Below are 14635 nucleotides of genomic sequence, written 5' to 3' on the forward strand. Positions count from 1 at the left end.
ACGCCCGAAGGGAAGCGCTATTTGCGCGGACGTTCTCGCTCGCGCACGACATCCTTCGCCCGCTTGTCGGACCTGAGCCCGAGGTAGACGGGCTGGCGCAGTTCGCCCTTACTCGTCCACTCCGCGAATTTGACCTCGGCAACCAACGAGGGCCTGACCCAGGTCGTGGCGGCCTCATCCTTCACTTTGGCAGGGAAGGGTGATTTAGGGGTCGTCAGCTTCACGAGCTTGGCATGGAGGTCTTCCAGGACCTTGTGGCTGAAACCAGTGCCGACATGTCCGATGTAGCGCCATGCATCGTCTTCCCATACGGCGAGGACCAGGGCGCCGAAGAACGGCCTGGTGCGCCTGGGCGCCGTGAAGCCGGCGATCACCACTTCCTGTCGCTTTGCCGTCTTGATCTTCAGCCAATCCGGGGTCCGGCTTCCAGACGTATACGCGCTGTCGGCGCGCTTCGCCATGAGGCCTTCCAGACCCTTCCGCTCGGCCTCGGCGAAGAATTTCGTGCCGTCTCCTTTGCGGTGAGGGCTGAAGGCGATCAGCTTGTCGCGCGGCAGAATCGCTTTCAGCCGCTTCTTGCGCTCGAGGAGGGGCTGCTTGCGCAAGTCCACTGCGTTCTCGAACATGAGATCGAAGGCGCAATACAGGAGCTTCGCTTCATGGCGCAGCGCATTTTGAAGCAGCTGGAAATGCGAGACGCCATCCTTTCCGATGGCGACGAGCTCGCCGTCGATCACGGCGTCGCCCTTCACGCCCTCCAGCGCTTTGGCGACCTCGATATAGCTGCGGCTGATGATCTTGCCGTTGCGGCTGTAGAGTGCAACCTTGCCCTGCCGGATTTCCGCGATCATCCGGAAGCCGTCGTACTTGTCCTCGAAAACCCAGCCGGGGTCGTTGAACGGCGCGTCGGTGAGCGTAGCGAGCATCGGCTGTAAGCGCTTGGGCAGGGTCGACGTCCGGCTCATTCAAAGGCCAATCCTTCAGAGCGCGTTGCGTAAAGCATGGACGTCCTTCAAGAATGAGGGAACGCTCAAATCCATGGCATGTTCCGTCAGACGCCGCGGCAAATCCCAGAGTGCGTGACATTGACTATCGAACGGGAAGGGCTGATCAGACCGATGGCCAGAAAACTCAAGACCTACCAGACTTCGCTAGGTTTCTTCGATCTGGCGATCGCCGCTCCCTCCATGAAAGCGGCTCTGGAAGCGTGGGGCGCAGACAGCAATCTCTTCCACCAAGGCGCTGCGAAGGAAGCCACGATCCGGATATCATCGCCGCGACCATGGCAAAGCCCGGCATCGTTCTCAGGCGCCCGGTCGGATCCGACCGACCTTTCAGCGAGCATGCTGAACTGCCCACCCATCTTGGTGCCGGCGGATCAACGAAAGCCGCCCGCAAGTCGAAAGGCCCAAAGGCGAAGAAGCCTTCTTCTCGCCCTGTCGACGAGGCTGCGGAGCGAAAGGCCGCTCTCGCCTACGAACGCGAACAGAAGCGCCGCGATGTTGAACGGGCGAGGGAGGAGGCCGCAAGGCAGAAGGAGCGTGAACGCCGTCAGCAGGCGGTCGACAAGGCACAGGCAGCATTGGACAAGGCCGAGCAGAATCACGCGAAGCGGTCGGCCGCCATCCAGGCCGAGGTCGAGGCTCTTGAGAAGAGATCGCAAACCGAAGAAGCCCGCTGGGATAAGGAGAAAGAGCGATTGCAAGCCGCCTTGCGGCGCGCGCGGGGTTAGTTTCTGTGGCTGCACCCACGCGTGAAGGCCAGCGGTCCCCTTCAAGCGTTCATCGTTCGGGATCCAGCACGCGTGCTGCGGCTTGGTTCACCGCGGCGCGGTCTCGTCGGGCCTCAGGAGCAAGCTCCATGACCGCTCGATGCAGCTCGGCCGGAATCGTCAGCTGACTTTCCAAGGGCTTGGTGGCCCACTGCCAGAAGCGGTCAAAAGCGTCCATCACAGATCCTCCCGAAGTCCCTTGAAGAAGGGATGGCGGACTTTGCCCTCCGCCGACTTCGCGCGGTACTCGATCTCGGCCAGCAGCTTTGGCTCGACCCAGATTCCCTTGTGCGCGGTCCGCTTTGCATAAGGCTGCGTCTTGCGGATCAGCGGCTTCAGTCGCTTCTGAAGGTCAGTGGCTGACGTCTTGTCGAAACCATGGTCTACCTTCCCGGCGTAGATCAGATCGGCACCCTTTCGGCGGCCGACGTAGATGCCATCCCACTTGCCTTTATCGAGTGCATATCCGGCAATGGAGTCTCGCGTTGCGCGCAGGTCTTCTTGACCCAATTGTTTCCTCGACCGCTCGCATACACGCTGTCGCGAACCTTGGAAACGACGCCTTCAAGCCCGATCTTGCAGGCGTGCGCGAACATCTCGCGCCCCTCGATCTCGAAGCTTTCGCTGAAGTGCACGTCGGTCCCGGCGATGATCTTCTTCAGTTCGGCCTTGCGCTCAAAGAGCGGCAGCTTTCGGAGGTCTCTGCCGTTCAGGTAGAGCAGGTCGAAGGCGATCAGTACAATCCTGGTCGAGGTGCCCTTGAGCTCGTTCTGCAGCACGGAGAAATCGGTTGCACCATTGGCCGCCGGCACTACGACCTCGCCGTCGATGATCGCCGAGCCCGCCTTGATGTGCCAGGCGTCACTGGCGATCTTCCGGAAGCGCTTGGTCCAATCATTTCCGCGACGGGTGAAGACGGTCACGGTCTCGTTTGCGAGGTGGACCTGGACGCGGTAGCCGTCGAACTTGATTTCGTGAATCCATCGGGATCCGCTCGGCACCTTCTCGACCGAGGAGGCCAATGCCGGTTCGATGAAGCCAGGCAGCGGCGCCTTGACGCCAATTGCCGCCGTTTTTCGACGCTGAAACGCCACTCACGAACTCCACGCTACAGGTGATTCAAAGTGGCACAGTTCGAATCGTTCCGGAACCGGCGAATCCTTGCGGCGTTGCATGGTCGTCTCGTCACAAAGGAGGAGAGCCGATGGCGACAGCGAAGAAGACGGCCCGCGGGCGGAAGCAGGACAGGGCCCGGGTGGCAGGGCGGCAGAACTACGAGCTACGATACGAGTCGAAAAAGACCGGGCGCTCGGCGGCTGCGGTGAAGAAGGCCGTCAAGAAGGTCGGCAACAGCCGAAAGAGGGTCGAGAAGGGGCTCGGACGCTAGGCCAACTTGCCTGGCGTCGATTTCCCCGGCGCCGGGTCCCTAGCAGTCCGGCGGGCATTCAGGGCAGGTGTCGCCGATCGATGCTAATACGTCTTCGATTTCGGCGACCGCCTCTGTCCCCGAGAGTCCGTCCGGCGGATCCTGGCGGGCGATGTCGAGGGCGCGCTTCCGGGCGTGCGGGTCGGCGCGATCCTGCCCCCAGCCGTGCTCCTCGCACTCGTGGATAGCGCCCGCTTCCTGCAGCACCGAGACGGCCCAGCCACGCAGCGTCCGGATCGCAGATGGGCGCTCTTTCGTCATAAGCATAGTGGGGCTCCTGCCGAGGGAATCGCTATGGCCGGCGGTTGTTCCTCGTCCCTGTCGCAGGGATTCAAAATCGTAGTACTTATCTACGAAGCTCTAGCGCCACATCCCTCGCATGCGAGCTCCGATGTCAATTCGCGGCCCCTGGCTTGGGCGGCGTGCAGCACCGTCTGCAGATGCAGTCGGCCAGTTCGTGCGGTCGAACAGGCCGAGCAGCTTCTCGGGGATGAAGCGGGTTCGCGATGCATAAACGTGCCGGTCACTCTGTGAGTGCTGACCGTGCGTGAAGAACCGCTGCGGCACCACCAGATGGAGATCGTCCTTCGCCCGCGTCATCGCGACATAGAGAAGGCGGCGCTCCTCCTCGAGCTCGGCGGAGGTGCCGGCTCCCAGGTCGGACGGCATGCAGCCATCGACCACGTTGAGGACGTACACCGACTTCCATTCCTGGCCCTTGGCCGAGTGGATGGTCGACAAGATCAGATAGTCCTCGTCCAGCAACGGCACACCGGCCTGGTCGCTGGTCGCGTCCGGAGGATCCAAGGTGAGTTCCGTCAGGAAGCGTTCGCGTGAAGGATATCCGCTGGCTATCTGTTCAAGTTGAATGAGGTCCGCGCGCCGGACTTCGGCGTCCTCGTGGATACGGTCGAGATGTGGTTCGTACCAGAGGCGGGCACGCTCCAGGTCCGATGGCCATTCCGAATATCTGAGGTTTCCGATCGTTTCGACAAAGGTGGCCCAACCGTCGCTGGCGCGCGGCGGGCAGGGAAGCGTACAAAGCGCGCCGAGCGGGTCGGCGGCCTCCGCCATGTGATCGAGGAAACGCTGCGCGGAAGCAGGGCCGATACCCGGCAACAGATGCAACACGCGGAAACCGGCGACGCGATCGCGGGGATTCTCGACGAACCGCAGCAGCGCGAGCATGTCCTTGACGTGCGCGGCGTCAAGAAACTTCAGTCCGCCGAACTTCACGAACGGAATGTTGCGACGGGTGAGTTCGACTTCCAGCGGCCCGCTGTGCGACGAGGTGCGGAAGAGCACCGCCTGCTGTTTGAGGAGGAAGCCCTCCTCGCGATTCTCGAGGACGCGTTCGACGACGTACCGCGCCTGGTCTGCCTCATCTCGTACTGCGACCAGGCGAGGTTTCACTGACGACGTGCGCTCCGTCCATAAGTTCTTGGTGAAGCGCTCCCTGGCGAGATCGATAACGCCGTTTGCGGCGGAGAGGATCGGCTGCGTCGAACGGTAGTTGCGGTCGAGGGTGACGATTTCTGCCCTCGGGCTGAATTGATCGGGAAAATCGAGAATGTTGCGCACGGTGGCGGCGCGGAAGGAATAGATCGATTGCGCATCGTCGCCGACTACCGTGAGGCCGCGTCCTCCCGGTTTCAACGCCAGCAGAACCGATGATTGCAGGCGGTTTGTGTCCTGGTATTCGTCGACGAGGACATGATCGAAACGGCCGCCGACGTCGTCGGCAATGCCTGCGTCGGTCATCATCTGTGCCCAATAGAGAAGGAGATCGTCGTAATCGAGAACGTTGTGCTTCTGTTTGGCGTCGACGTACGCCGCGAAAAGCTCCTTGAGTTCATTGCTCCAGCCGGCGCACCACGGGTAAGACGCTCCGAGCACTTGGTCCAGTTCGGCCTCAGCGTTGACGCAGCGTGAATAGATCGAAAGACACGTCCCTTTGGCAGGAAAGCGGCTCTCGGTCTTTGAGAGCCCGCGCTCGTGTCTGACCAGATTCATCAGGTCCGCGCGATCGTGAGGCCGATCTGGTCGGCATATTCGCGAAGCAGTCGGGCACCGATACCATGGAACGTGCCGGCCCAGCTTAGCGCGTCGGTCATGATGCCTGCATTGGCGCCGAGAACTTTCCGGGCGATCCGCTCGACCCGTTTCGCCATCTCGGACGCCGCGCGCCGCGAGAATGTCATCAGCAATATCTGACGAGGATCAGCGCCGCTGACGATGAGGTGAGCAACGCGGTGGGCAAGCGTATTCGTCTTGCCGGATCCTGCGCCCGCGATGACCAGCAGGGGAGCTCCGACATGACAGTCGGCGGCGACCCCGTGCTCGACGGCTCGACGCTGTTCCGGGTTGAGCGCCTCAAGATATGATGTGGCCGTCGACGCGAGCACGATCGTCCCCCTATTAGAACTGCACGCTCGATGATTCTCGCTCAAATCGCAATGAGATCATCCACGCTTTGACCCCAGTAGAGAGCGTCCTTCAGTCCCTCCCTGCGTTCCAGCGCTCTATGCATACGGGGCTAAGCCGCCGCCTTGTCTTCCTTGTCTTCGCCGCGCAGGACGATCTTCAGCGCGTCGTCAGGCAAAGGGCGCTGCAGCGCCTTCGCCTCATCCCACGGAGCGCGCATCCAGACCTCGCGTTCTTCCTCGGTTGTCAGGATCACCGGCATGGCCTTTGAATGGATCGGCTCGACGACGGCGTTCGGTGATGTTGTCAAGAAACCATAGACGAGGTGAGGGCCGGGGATCGGCTTCGACTTCGTGCCGCGATCGCCCTTGAACTCGGTCCAGATGCCGGCGAACATGAACAGCGGCCGGCTGTCATCGAGTGCAAACCAGACGACGTCCTTCTTCCTGGTCTCCGGGTTCATCTCGGGCGCGTACTCGGCGAAGCTGTTCGCCGGCACAAGGCATCGGTTCTCCGGCTTCAGCCAGCCGCCCCAGTGGGGCGAGGACGTGTTGCGAATGTTGGTTACCGGGGGGCCGCCGGTCCTTGGTGGCGGCGGCATGCCCCAGCGCATCAGGACCATTTCTTCAGCATCGCTGGCGCTGCGAATTACGGGTGCTGGATAGTCCGGAAAAACACCGGGCATCGGCGGCAGGTTGCCGACGTACTGGTTCATGCGTCTGAACAGGCCGGCAATCGCCGCCTGGTTCGTGGTGATCGAATACAGATTGCACATTTCAGCGGTCGCTCTCAACGGGTAACGACGTCGCCAGGCCGCGGTGCTCCGAGTGACCGAACATCACTTGGTCTGCATGTCCAGCCGTCACGATGACTTCCTCACCCGTTCTGTTCAAATGACCGCATCATGATGCCGTCGAGAATCTTGCCGGCGCCGGCTCGAACCTTTCGCTCAGTATCCTCAGGCATCGGTGGCAGCTTATAGCTCGCCACGAGATCGGTGAGTTCCCCATGTACATGCGTACGGAAGCCACGGGGGTCATCCGCCATTTCCGACACGAGCTGAAATAGCGTCATGAGCATGAATTGGATCGCCATGTCGGCTCCCATCTGCTCGGCTTGGTCAGCCGTGATGAAAGACCGCGTGTCCTGATGTTTCATCGCTATTTCACCACACCTGACTCTATCCTGTGAAGGTCCGAAAGCGTCCGCGCGTGTAAGCATGCGATACGGCCTTCCTCAACTCCGCTAGCTCCGATTCCAAGAGATTGTTCGCAATGATTAGCGCGCGGACAGCCGCACGCGGATCGCCGTCGCAGACGGCGATTGCCTGGTCAACGGCGGCTTCAAGGCCATCGTCCTGTTCGTTCGGCTGAGAGACCGAGGACATGGCCCTGTTCCAGGTTGACCGTCGATGGCGTATGTTCCTATTTTGTTCTCATGGAGTCAAGCCGCCGTTTCAAGCCGCCCTGGACGCTGATCCGGGAAAATTCGGAATGCTACGTGGTCAAGGACGCCAACGGCGTGACCTTGGCATGGCTCTATTGCCGTGATGACGCGCAGCGCTACAGCTTCGGCGTCAGCAAGCTATCCTCGGATGAGGCCCGCCGCATCGGCAAGGCGATCTCGCGCATTCCCGAATTCATGATGCCGCGCCAGGGCTTCTATCCGCGTGGCGGCGGACCGCGCTGGCGGCAAGATCGGCCATACCACGTCGCGCTCGAAGATCGTTACATCCGCGAGCACTGGGACGAAATCTACGCACTCTGCCGGTTGAACAGCCTGCCGTTGAATGCGACCGGCGAGGTGATTGAAAATGACGGCGTTTGGAGAGTCTACGAGTTTACCTGGCAGATGGATGCAATCCTGTTCTGGGAGCGGTTCGAGGGGCACTGGCTGCGCGGCACGGAGTTTCACTATCCTGAGCGGCCTGAGAATCTGCCGTCACTGAAGCCGCTTGAGAACTGGCCGAAATTCAATCCGCGCGATATGCGATAATCGATGGGTATTCAACACCATGATCAAACGGCGGATACTCGTATTGATGCTGCTGCTCTTCTCAGGCGAGGCGCTGGCTGATGACTTTGTTGGTCGAGCCAGTGTCGTTGATGGCGACACACTGGAGATTCAAGGAACGCGAATCCGGCTGTGGGGTGTCGACGCGCCGGAGAGCAGCCAGCTATGCCGCGGCGAGGACAGTTCGCAATATCGTTGTGGTGCGCAGGCAGCAAAGGACCTCGACGCATTCATTGCCCGGCGTCCGGTTAGCTGCTCGCCAGTTAGCTTCGACGCATATGGCCGGACAATTGCGACCTGTTCAGCCGGCGGCACCGACCTCGGCGAATGGCTTGTGCGCAAGGGCCTGGCGCTGGATTGGCCCCAATACTCCAAAGGCCGATATGATGGCGCTCAGCGCGACGCCGAACACGGCGGCCGCGGAATCTGGAAGGGCAGCTACGTCGAGCCGTGGCTCTATCGCGCCTGCATCCGTACAAGCGGAAAGCCCTCCGACTGTTCGGACGACGCAAATGCTCATCCTTGATGGAACTCCAATGCGAAGCGCCAATGCACAGTGCGATGGTCGATTCCCACAGTCGCGCAGGTGGCTCTGGCGTGGTTTGGGCGACTCACGCTAACCCATCGATCTCAACCACCTCACTGCACAAAGGAACGAAATGGTTGCCGCCACCCGTGAACTGCCGGCCTCTGGTTACGCGCTTGAGGTGGACGGCCGACCCAAAACCGAATTTGCTACCCGAGACGGTGCCAAGGCAGGTGGAGAAGAGCTCAAGAAGCGTTTTCCCATGCTTCAGATCCGGATTTATGACGCGCAGACGAACGCGCGAGAGGAAATCTAGATCTTCTGACTCAAGTCTAAGCGGATTCTTCTGCTTGTGCGCATCCGCTAGCGCGGACCGGGCTCTCGTGAACCGAGCCGCTGACGCGTCTCGGCCGTCCGGCGTCGATCCCTTGCGCGAGTACGGTGTCGCTCGCCGGAGGCTCTCGCGTTAGGGGCCGCCGGCATTGCATGCTGGCGCCGCTATCACTGCCCCGAACGCGGGTGCCTTGTTAACCGGTCTCGCGACTGCAGTTGCCTCGGTGCCCGCGGGCATTGCATGCCCGCGTCGCTATCACTGCCCTTCGTCGGCTGCCTTTCTCTCCTTGCAGGATTAACTTTCATCAACCAACGGGTCTCCTCTTTCGCACGAAGCTAAGGGGCTCTGCCCCTCGCGCGCGCCAGGGTGAAGCGCCGGCGTGTGCCGGCGCCGACCCGGGCGGTCTCCCCGGTCTTCCGCGCTTCTTCGAATCCTCAGCTTTCGAAATCCCGGCATGCGCTTGTGCAGACCCGCTTCACGAAGCGGCCCTTCGGGCGGGTGATCCCCCTCCGCCCGGGTCGCCCTGGCACTTGCTACCCCTGGTCTCGCCGACGGGCAGGGGCGCAGGCGCGTAGTGCGCCTGCTCCCATGAAAGCAAAGGAGAGAAATCATGTCGGCCAAGTACGTTGAAGCCATTCCTGAGAACGGCACGGAAATCTTTATTCCACTCAACAAGCTCAAGAAGTCGCCGAAGAATGCGCGCAAGATGCCGCACAGCGAGGCGGCAATCGAGGCCAAAGCGGCGAGCATCGCCGCCAAGGGCATCCTGCAAAACTTTGTGGTCGAACCGGAGTTGGACGCGGAAGGAGCTGCCACCGGGTTCTACCTCGTGACTATCGGCGAAGGCAGGCGGCTCGCCCAGCTTCTGCGGGCGAAGCGGAAAGGGATCAAGAAAACCGAGCCGATCCGCTGCGTGGTCGATACCAAGAACGATCCGCACGAGATCAGCCTTGACGAAAACGTCACCCGGGAAAACATGCATCCCGCCGACCAGTTCGAGGCCTTCCAGAAGCTCGCCGATGAGCGAGGCTTTGGCGCAGAGGAAATCGCAGCCCGCTTTGGCGTGACGCCGCATGTGGTGCGGCAGCGCCTGCGGCTCGCCGCGGTTTCCCCGAAGCTGATGCTGGTCTATCGCGATGGCGAGTTGACCCTTGATCAGTTGATGGCCTTTGCCATCACCGCCGATCACGGTCGGCAAGAGGGCGTCTTTGAGCGGCTATCCTACAACCGCGACGCCAGCACCATCCGCCGTCTGCTCACCGAGACCCACGTTCCCGCCACCGACCGCCGCGCGCGCTTTGTCGGGATCGAGACCTACACGGAGGCAGGCGGCACGGTTCTGCGGGACCTCTTCACCGAGGACCGTGGCGGCTATCTGGAGGATGTCGCACTGCTCGACCTCTTGGTGACAGCAAAACTTGGCCGGGAGGCCGACACGTTGCGGGAAGCCGAGGGCTGGAAATGGACGGAAGCGCATCTGGATTTCCCGCACGCCCACGGAATGCGGCGAACCTATCCGCACCCGGTGGATTTGTCGGCGGAAGATCAAACCGCCCTCAAAGCTGCGCAGGCGGAATTCGACCGTCTCACCGAACAGCACCAGACGGCCGAGGAACTTCCGGACGAGGTGGACGCTCGCTTTGGCGAGCTTGAGGCCGACATCGAGCGGCTGGAAGCGAGGCGTCAGGCCTATGATCCCGACGACATCGCCCGCGGCGGTGCCTTCGTGATCCTCAATCATGACGGCACGGTACGGATCGAGCGCGGTTTCATCCGATCCGAGGACGAGAGGCCGAAATCGGAAACCGAGGAGCCGGGTCATTCGGAGCCGGGCGAGGAGGGTGCAGATGGCGCCCCCGTGCAGAGCGGGGACGGCGAGCAAGAGAGTGGCGAAGAAGAAGATGACGACCGTCCGCTGTCCGACACGCTCGTCCGCGATCTTACGGCCCACCGCACCTTGGGGCTGCGGCTCAATTTGAGCGAGCAACCGGAAGTGGCCATTGTCGCGGCGACCCATGCCCTGGCTGCGCAAATCTTCTATCTCGGTGCAGACGTGCATGTCGTCGGCATCCAGCCCGTCAAGGCTGACTTGGCTGGGCATGCTGAGGGGATCGAGGATACCCCGAGCGGCAAGGCGTGGGCGGATCGTCACGCCAATTGGGCACGGCAGATACCCCGCGATGCCTCCCACCTTTGGGCCTTCGTGTCCGATTTAGATCACGATAGCCGGCTGGCACTGTTCGCGCATTGCGTCGCCCTGACGGTCAACGCCGTCAGATTGCCGTGGGATCGCAGGCCCCGCGCCGTGGGGACCGCGGATCGTCTGGCCGAAGCAGTCTCGCTGGACATGACGGGCTACTGGCGGCCGACCATGCGGAGCTATTTCGGACGTGTCACCAAGGCGCGCATTCTGGACGCCGTGCGGGAAGGCATCAGCGATGAGGCCGCGGAACGGATGGTCGACATGAAGAAGCTCGACATGGCGGAAGCGGCCGAGCAGTTGTTGGCTCCAACGGATTGGCTGCCCTCATTGTTGAGGACCGCCAAGCCCGCGGCGGAACAAGTCGAAGCGCCGACCAGCGTCCAAGACTCCGACGCCTATTCGCAAGCAGCTGAGTAAGAGTACTGGCCGGGGCCGCGTAAGCGGCCCCGGTGTCTTCCAAGAATTTCGGCCGCGCGCCTTCCTGGCGCGCGGCCGGTTCAACTGTTGGCAAAGCTGCGACCGCTCACGCCCCACCCGGAGAGGCAGAACGCCATCTCCGCAGACGACGCCATTTTGGGCCGGGCCGAGTAGAGGATTGCCACGTCGCAGACCTTTATTGACAACGCGAGAAGCTTGCCGAACGGGCTCGTCGGATGATCCGAGTTCATCAGTCGTGCTCCGGGACTGAATCTTCCGACGCGGCCCCCGATCCCGCGCGAAAGTCTGCGAGCGGGCTCGCTTGCGCTCGTTGTGATGCGCCGTCGTCGCCGTTGATGCGCCTGCGTCAGCATGTGCTCGACCGGTCTGCCTGCGTCCTTGTGCGATGGGAATGCCGACAGCCATGGTGATCTCCGTCAGTTCGTTCAGGGGCCGCGTCCAGCGCAACCTCGATGGCTGATCAGGCCCGAGGGCCGGCAAGAGCCTCGATCGCGTTCCCGCAACGGCTACGCCTGCTTTTTTCCCCTGCCGCGAAGGGGCGGCATTCCTCGCGGAAAACAAAAAAGCAGGCTGACGCCGTCCTCCGCTGGCGCTGCGGGCCCAAGGGCTGCGGGCCGATCGCTCCCCGGGCCAAGGATCGCCATCGAGGCCGCGATGGGCGCGGCCCGAGCAACCAACGGAGACTACCATGGCCAACATCGGCACCTTCACCGCCTCGGACAATGGCTACACCGGCTCGATCAAGACGCTGACGCTCAACATCAAGGCGAAGTTCGTCGCCAGCGACAAGGACAACGACAAGGCGCCTGACTATCGCATCTTCGCGGGAGCCACCGAGTTCGGCGCCGCCTGGAAGAAGACCGCCCGCGAGACCGATCGCGAATACCTCTCGGTTAAGCTCGACGATCCGAGCTTCCCGGCGCCGATCTACGCCTCGCTGGTGAAGGTCGAGGGCGACGAAGGCTTCACCCTGATCTGGTCCCGCCGCAGCAACGACTGATCCTCAGGGATCATCGCCCCGCCTCTTCGGAGGCGGGGCTTTTTGCGTCTCCGACCACTCTACACGGAAGCAGGAGGAGTATTTTTTTGGAAGGGGGTGCTAAGGGCTCCGCCCTCGCGCGGGCAAGGGTAAAGCACGCCATGCGTGCCGGCCGGACGGGTTTCCCCGGTCTTCCGCGCCACGAGGATCTTCATGACGATGTTGATGCCAAGCGCGTGCAGACGCGCGCGTTATCGCGCGCCCCTTTGGGCGGGTGATCCCCCTCCGCGTCCGGCCGCCCATGCCCTTGCTACCCCGGTCTCGCCGACGGGCAGGGTTGCAGCGCAGCGCTGCGCTTCAACCTCAGCCCAATAGGAGAAAGACCATGAACATGATGACCCCATCGCAGAACGAGCAGCCGGTTTCCGGCGGATTCCGGGTAGATGTGTCGCGTGGCCAGCGGATTGGCCGTGTTTCCTCGGAATGGTTTGCACGCCCCGATGATGAGCGGTTCTTGAGCCTGCCGGACCTTTATGAAGCGGTGCGCGGCAGGGCCGAGCGCGCGCAGTCGCGCACCGTGGAAAGCCGGGCTATTCGGGTGGAGGCGAACCGCGACAATTCGGAACGGCTTGCCTTGATGGTGCCGGGACGTGACGCGCCCGTGGCGCCGACCCATTGGAGTTTTGGGCAGTTGTGCACCCTTGTCGGCGCGCCAACCTCGTATTTGCGGCAGCTTCCGGCAACCCTTTCCGCCATTAACCTGCAGCACGGCTTGCTCACGCACCGCGCCGAGCTCGTCAAAACTCTGGAAACCCATAACGGCCGCGTCGAGCTTCGCGCCATGACTGGACCGGATTACGGCCGCATCTGGGATCATGAACTGGTCGCCGCGGTCATGAAGATCGCGGGCAATGGCACAGGCGATACAAGGTGGAAGGTGCCAGGTGTGATGGATTGGATTACCATGACGCACAATCCCTTTGTGGACGTCACCAAGGACACGACAACGCTCTACGCCAGCGACCGGGACGTCTTCCTGTTTCTGGTCGACGACACCAATCCGATCGAGGCGGGCCGTTTGCCGGATGGATCGCCGGATTTGTATTTCCGGGGATTTTACTGCTGGAACAGCGAAGTGGGCAGCAAGACGCTTGGAATTGCCAGTTTCTACCTCCGCGCCGTCTGCATGAACCGTAATTTGTGGGGTGTGGAGAATTTCGAAGAGATCACCATCCGGCATTCGAAATTTGCCGCGCAACGGTTTGCACATGAGGCCGCGCCCGCGTTGACGAGCTTTGCCAATTCCTCGCCCGCGCCATTCGTCGCCGGCATCAAGGCTGCGCGGGAGCGGATTGTTGCCCGGACGGACGAGGACCAGGAGACCTTCCTCCGCAGAGGCGGGTTTTCCAAATCGGAGACCGCGAAGATCATCGAAACCGTTTTGGGCGAAGAAAATCGCAAGCCGGAAAGCATCTTTGATTTCGTGCAGGGCATTACCGCATTTGCTCGCGGCAAGGCTCATCAGGACACGCGACTTGAACTGGAAGGCAAGGCAAAGCGCATGATGGAGCGTGCTATCTGAAGACATGGGCCGCGTAACCGGGCGCCGGTTGCGCGGCCTCGCTTCCAGGCCCATCGCATCGCCGCCGATCCGGTAAGCCGGATCGGCGGCGATGACGCGTATCCGCGTCCGGCGCTCGCCGGGCCTGTGGCCCGGCTCGCGGGAGATCAGGATCGAACCTTGGACACTTTCTCCTCAAGCAGATCTGAAGGCCGGACCTCCAACGCTTGGGCAATCTGCCAGATTGTGAGCAATGTCGCGTTTTGCAGCCCTCGCTCCATGCTGCTTACGAAGGCCCGGTCGACGCCCATGCGTTCCGCCACTGCCTCTTGGCTCAAGCCAAGGGCAAGTCGAAATCGACGCGCGTTCGTTCCAAAGACCTTGCGAATATCCATCCGCAGGATAGGAAGCAATCGCGTATTTTGGCGCTACGTGTTATAATACGCGGAAGTCGGATGTTGAGGATCACGGACGGAGCTTTGATTGCCTGAAATGTGGGGAACGCGGCTCGGCTGGTTGAACGCTCGCCCGGGCGGGTGGCATGCCATATGCTACGACAGGGAACTATTCGAGCGGACAAGGCTCACGCCTCGCGATTTGAAGTTCGGTCACGCGTACATTGTAGTCTCTGATGTCGAAGCCGCCGCTAGATCCTGACGTCGCGGATGTCGCCCCGAACGAGCCGGCGCTGACGACCTATGACGAACAACATGTTGTCACGTACATTCGCCTTCTGCAGGCGGAGGGTGAGGGGGCGGACTGGCGGGAGGTCGCTCGAATCGTCTTACACGTCGATCCGGAGCGAGAGCCGGAACGTGCGCGGACGGCATATCAGAGTCATCTTGCGCGCGCCAAATGGGTGACCGAGCAGGGGCGCCTTTTACGCGGCGCCGGCTCAAAATAGAAGAAAATCGCCGACTAGAGAATTGCAGCCAAAACTATTTTCTCCCGCTAAGGAGT

15 protein-coding genes and 3 pseudogenes are annotated in these 14635 nt (G+C 61.8%); 9 read left to right on the plus strand and 9 right to left on the minus strand.

Features of this window, described 5'->3' with window-relative positions:
- Positions 1-17: 17 nt before the first annotated feature.
- On the minus strand, positions 18-965 hold the full coding sequence (gene ligD, locus V1278_RS09715) for a non-homologous end-joining DNA ligase (RefSeq protein WP_334380516.1): 948 nt from the start codon (positions 963-965) through the stop codon (positions 18-20).
- Between the two features lie 153 nt (positions 966-1118).
- Here ligD (V1278_RS09715) and V1278_RS09720 point away from each other — a divergent pair.
- Positions 1119-1732 (plus strand): annotated as a pseudogene (locus tag V1278_RS09720) (cell envelope biogenesis protein TolA).
- Between the two features lie 49 nt (positions 1733-1781).
- Here the strand turns inward: V1278_RS09720 and V1278_RS09725 are convergent.
- Together V1278_RS09725 and ligD (V1278_RS09730) are read right to left on the minus strand one after the other, a co-directional pair.
- Entirely contained in the window at positions 1782-1949 is a 168-nt protein-coding gene (locus V1278_RS09725; RefSeq protein WP_334380517.1) for a hypothetical protein, read from the minus strand.
- Positions 1949-2865, minus strand: a pseudogene (gene ligD / locus V1278_RS09730) (non-homologous end-joining DNA ligase). The gene V1278_RS09725 and the pseudogene ligD (V1278_RS09730) overlap by 1 nt, the downstream one beginning before the upstream one ends.
- 110 nt (positions 2866-2975) lie before the next feature.
- Between ligD (V1278_RS09730) and V1278_RS09735 the strand changes: the two are divergent.
- Positions 2976-3158: a DUF3606 domain-containing protein gene (locus tag V1278_RS09735; RefSeq protein WP_334380518.1), complete on the plus strand. Its 183-nt coding sequence runs from the start codon at positions 2976-2978 to the stop codon at positions 3156-3158.
- Between the two features lie 39 nt (positions 3159-3197).
- Here the strand turns inward: V1278_RS09735 and V1278_RS09740 are convergent, their stop codons facing one another.
- The 4 genes and pseudogenes from V1278_RS09740 to V1278_RS09755 all read right to left on the minus strand — a co-directional run bounded on the left by V1278_RS09740 (position 3198) and on the right by V1278_RS09755 (position 6779).
- Complete coding sequence (locus tag V1278_RS09740) at positions 3198-3464, minus strand: hypothetical protein (protein WP_334380519.1); 267 nt, start codon at positions 3462-3464, stop codon at positions 3198-3200.
- 93 nt (positions 3465-3557) lie between these two features.
- A pseudogene (locus tag V1278_RS09745) lies at positions 3558-5602 on the minus strand (ATP-dependent helicase).
- 131 nt (positions 5603-5733) lie between these two features.
- Positions 5734-6396: an SOS response-associated peptidase gene (locus tag V1278_RS09750; RefSeq protein ID WP_334380520.1), complete on the minus strand. Its 663-nt coding sequence runs from the start codon at positions 6394-6396 to the stop codon at positions 5734-5736.
- 101 nt (positions 6397-6497) lie between these two features.
- Positions 6498-6779, minus strand: coding sequence for a hypothetical protein (locus V1278_RS09755; RefSeq protein ID WP_334380521.1), 282 nt, complete (start codon positions 6777-6779; stop codon positions 6498-6500).
- A 342-nt stretch (positions 6780-7121) separates the two neighbouring features.
- Here V1278_RS09755 and V1278_RS09760 point away from each other — a divergent pair, with 342 nt between their 5' ends.
- From V1278_RS09760 to V1278_RS09775, 4 genes are all read left to right on the plus strand, one after another.
- Positions 7122-7616 (plus strand): hypothetical protein, encoded by a 495-nt coding sequence (locus tag V1278_RS09760; protein WP_334380522.1) that lies wholly within the window; start codon positions 7122-7124, stop codon positions 7614-7616.
- A gap of 46 nt (positions 7617-7662) precedes the next feature.
- A complete protein-coding gene (locus tag V1278_RS09765; RefSeq protein ID WP_334380523.1) occupies positions 7663-8160 on the plus strand; it encodes a thermonuclease family protein in 498 nt (165 codons plus the stop codon).
- 133 nt (positions 8161-8293) lie between these two features.
- Complete coding sequence (locus tag V1278_RS09770) at positions 8294-8476, plus strand: hypothetical protein (RefSeq protein ID WP_334380524.1); 183 nt, start codon at positions 8294-8296, stop codon at positions 8474-8476.
- A 628-nt stretch (positions 8477-9104) separates the two neighbouring features.
- Positions 9105-11114: a ParB/RepB/Spo0J family partition protein gene (locus V1278_RS09775; RefSeq protein WP_334380525.1), complete on the plus strand. Its 2010-nt coding sequence runs from the start codon at positions 9105-9107 to the stop codon at positions 11112-11114.
- Between the two features lie 80 nt (positions 11115-11194).
- On the opposite strand, the gene V1278_RS09780 is transcribed toward V1278_RS09775, so the two are convergent.
- Positions 11195-11365, minus strand: coding sequence for a hypothetical protein (locus V1278_RS09780; RefSeq protein ID WP_334380526.1), 171 nt, complete (start codon positions 11363-11365; stop codon positions 11195-11197).
- A gap of 458 nt (positions 11366-11823) precedes the next feature.
- On the opposite strand from V1278_RS09780, the gene V1278_RS09785 reads away from it, so the two are divergent.
- Positions 11824-12135 (plus strand): DUF736 domain-containing protein, encoded by a 312-nt coding sequence (locus tag V1278_RS09785; RefSeq protein WP_334380527.1) that lies wholly within the window; start codon positions 11824-11826, stop codon positions 12133-12135.
- Positions 12136-12499: 364 nt separating this feature from the next.
- A complete protein-coding gene (locus tag V1278_RS09790) occupies positions 12500-13696 on the plus strand; it encodes a DUF932 domain-containing protein (RefSeq protein ID WP_334380528.1) in 1197 nt (398 codons plus the stop codon).
- Positions 13697-13842: 146 nt separating this feature from the next.
- On the opposite strand, the gene V1278_RS09795 is transcribed toward V1278_RS09790, so the two are convergent.
- On the minus strand, positions 13843-14070 hold the full coding sequence (locus V1278_RS09795) for a helix-turn-helix domain-containing protein (protein WP_334384139.1): 228 nt from the start codon (positions 14068-14070) through the stop codon (positions 13843-13845).
- A gap of 236 nt (positions 14071-14306) precedes the next feature.
- Here V1278_RS09795 and V1278_RS09800 point away from each other — a divergent pair, with 236 nt between their 5' ends.
- On the plus strand, positions 14307-14579 hold the full coding sequence (locus V1278_RS09800) for a DUF2285 domain-containing protein (protein WP_334380529.1): 273 nt from the start codon (positions 14307-14309) through the stop codon (positions 14577-14579).
- The last annotated feature ends 56 nt before the right edge of the window (positions 14580-14635 follow it).

The sequence above is a fragment of the Bradyrhizobium sp. AZCC 1577 genome, assembly GCF_036924575.1.
Classification (GTDB): Bacteria; Pseudomonadota; Alphaproteobacteria; order Rhizobiales; family Xanthobacteraceae; genus Bradyrhizobium.

Bases quoted from the DNA above. Each gene is read 5' to 3' on its own strand.
- V1278_RS09750 (WP_334380520.1), bottom strand. From the start codon at position 6,396: ATGTGCAATCTGTATTCGATCACCACGAACCAGGCGGCGATTGCCGGC.
- V1278_RS09795 (WP_334384139.1), bottom strand. From the start codon at position 14,070: ATGGATATTCGCAAGGTCTTTGGAACGAACGCGCGTCGATTTCGACTT.
- V1278_RS09725 (WP_334380517.1), bottom strand. From the start codon at position 1,949: ATGGACGCTTTTGACCGCTTCTGGCAGTGGGCCACCAAGCCCTTGGAA.
- V1278_RS09785 (WP_334380527.1), top strand. From the start codon at position 11,824: ATGGCCAACATCGGCACCTTCACCGCCTCGGACAATGGCTACACCGGC.
- V1278_RS09740 (WP_334380519.1), bottom strand. From the start codon at position 3,464: ATGCTTATGACGAAAGAGCGCCCATCTGCGATCCGGACGCTGCGTGGC.
- V1278_RS09780 (WP_334380526.1), bottom strand. From the start codon at position 11,365: ATGAACTCGGATCATCCGACGAGCCCGTTCGGCAAGCTTCTCGCGTTG.
- V1278_RS09765 (WP_334380523.1), top strand. From the start codon at position 7,663: ATGCTGCTGCTCTTCTCAGGCGAGGCGCTGGCTGATGACTTTGTTGGT.
- V1278_RS09790 (WP_334380528.1), top strand. From the start codon at position 12,500: ATGAACATGATGACCCCATCGCAGAACGAGCAGCCGGTTTCCGGCGGA.
- V1278_RS09755 (WP_334380521.1), bottom strand. From the start codon at position 6,779: ATGAAACATCAGGACACGCGGTCTTTCATCACGGCTGACCAAGCCGAG.
- V1278_RS09800 (WP_334380529.1), top strand. From the start codon at position 14,307: ATGTCGAAGCCGCCGCTAGATCCTGACGTCGCGGATGTCGCCCCGAAC.
- ligD (WP_334380516.1), bottom strand. From the start codon at position 965: ATGAGCCGGACGTCGACCCTGCCCAAGCGCTTACAGCCGATGCTCGCT.
- V1278_RS09770 (WP_334380524.1), top strand. From the start codon at position 8,294: ATGGTTGCCGCCACCCGTGAACTGCCGGCCTCTGGTTACGCGCTTGAG.
- V1278_RS09775 (WP_334380525.1), top strand. From the start codon at position 9,105: ATGTCGGCCAAGTACGTTGAAGCCATTCCTGAGAACGGCACGGAAATC.
- V1278_RS09735 (WP_334380518.1), top strand. From the start codon at position 2,976: ATGGCGACAGCGAAGAAGACGGCCCGCGGGCGGAAGCAGGACAGGGCC.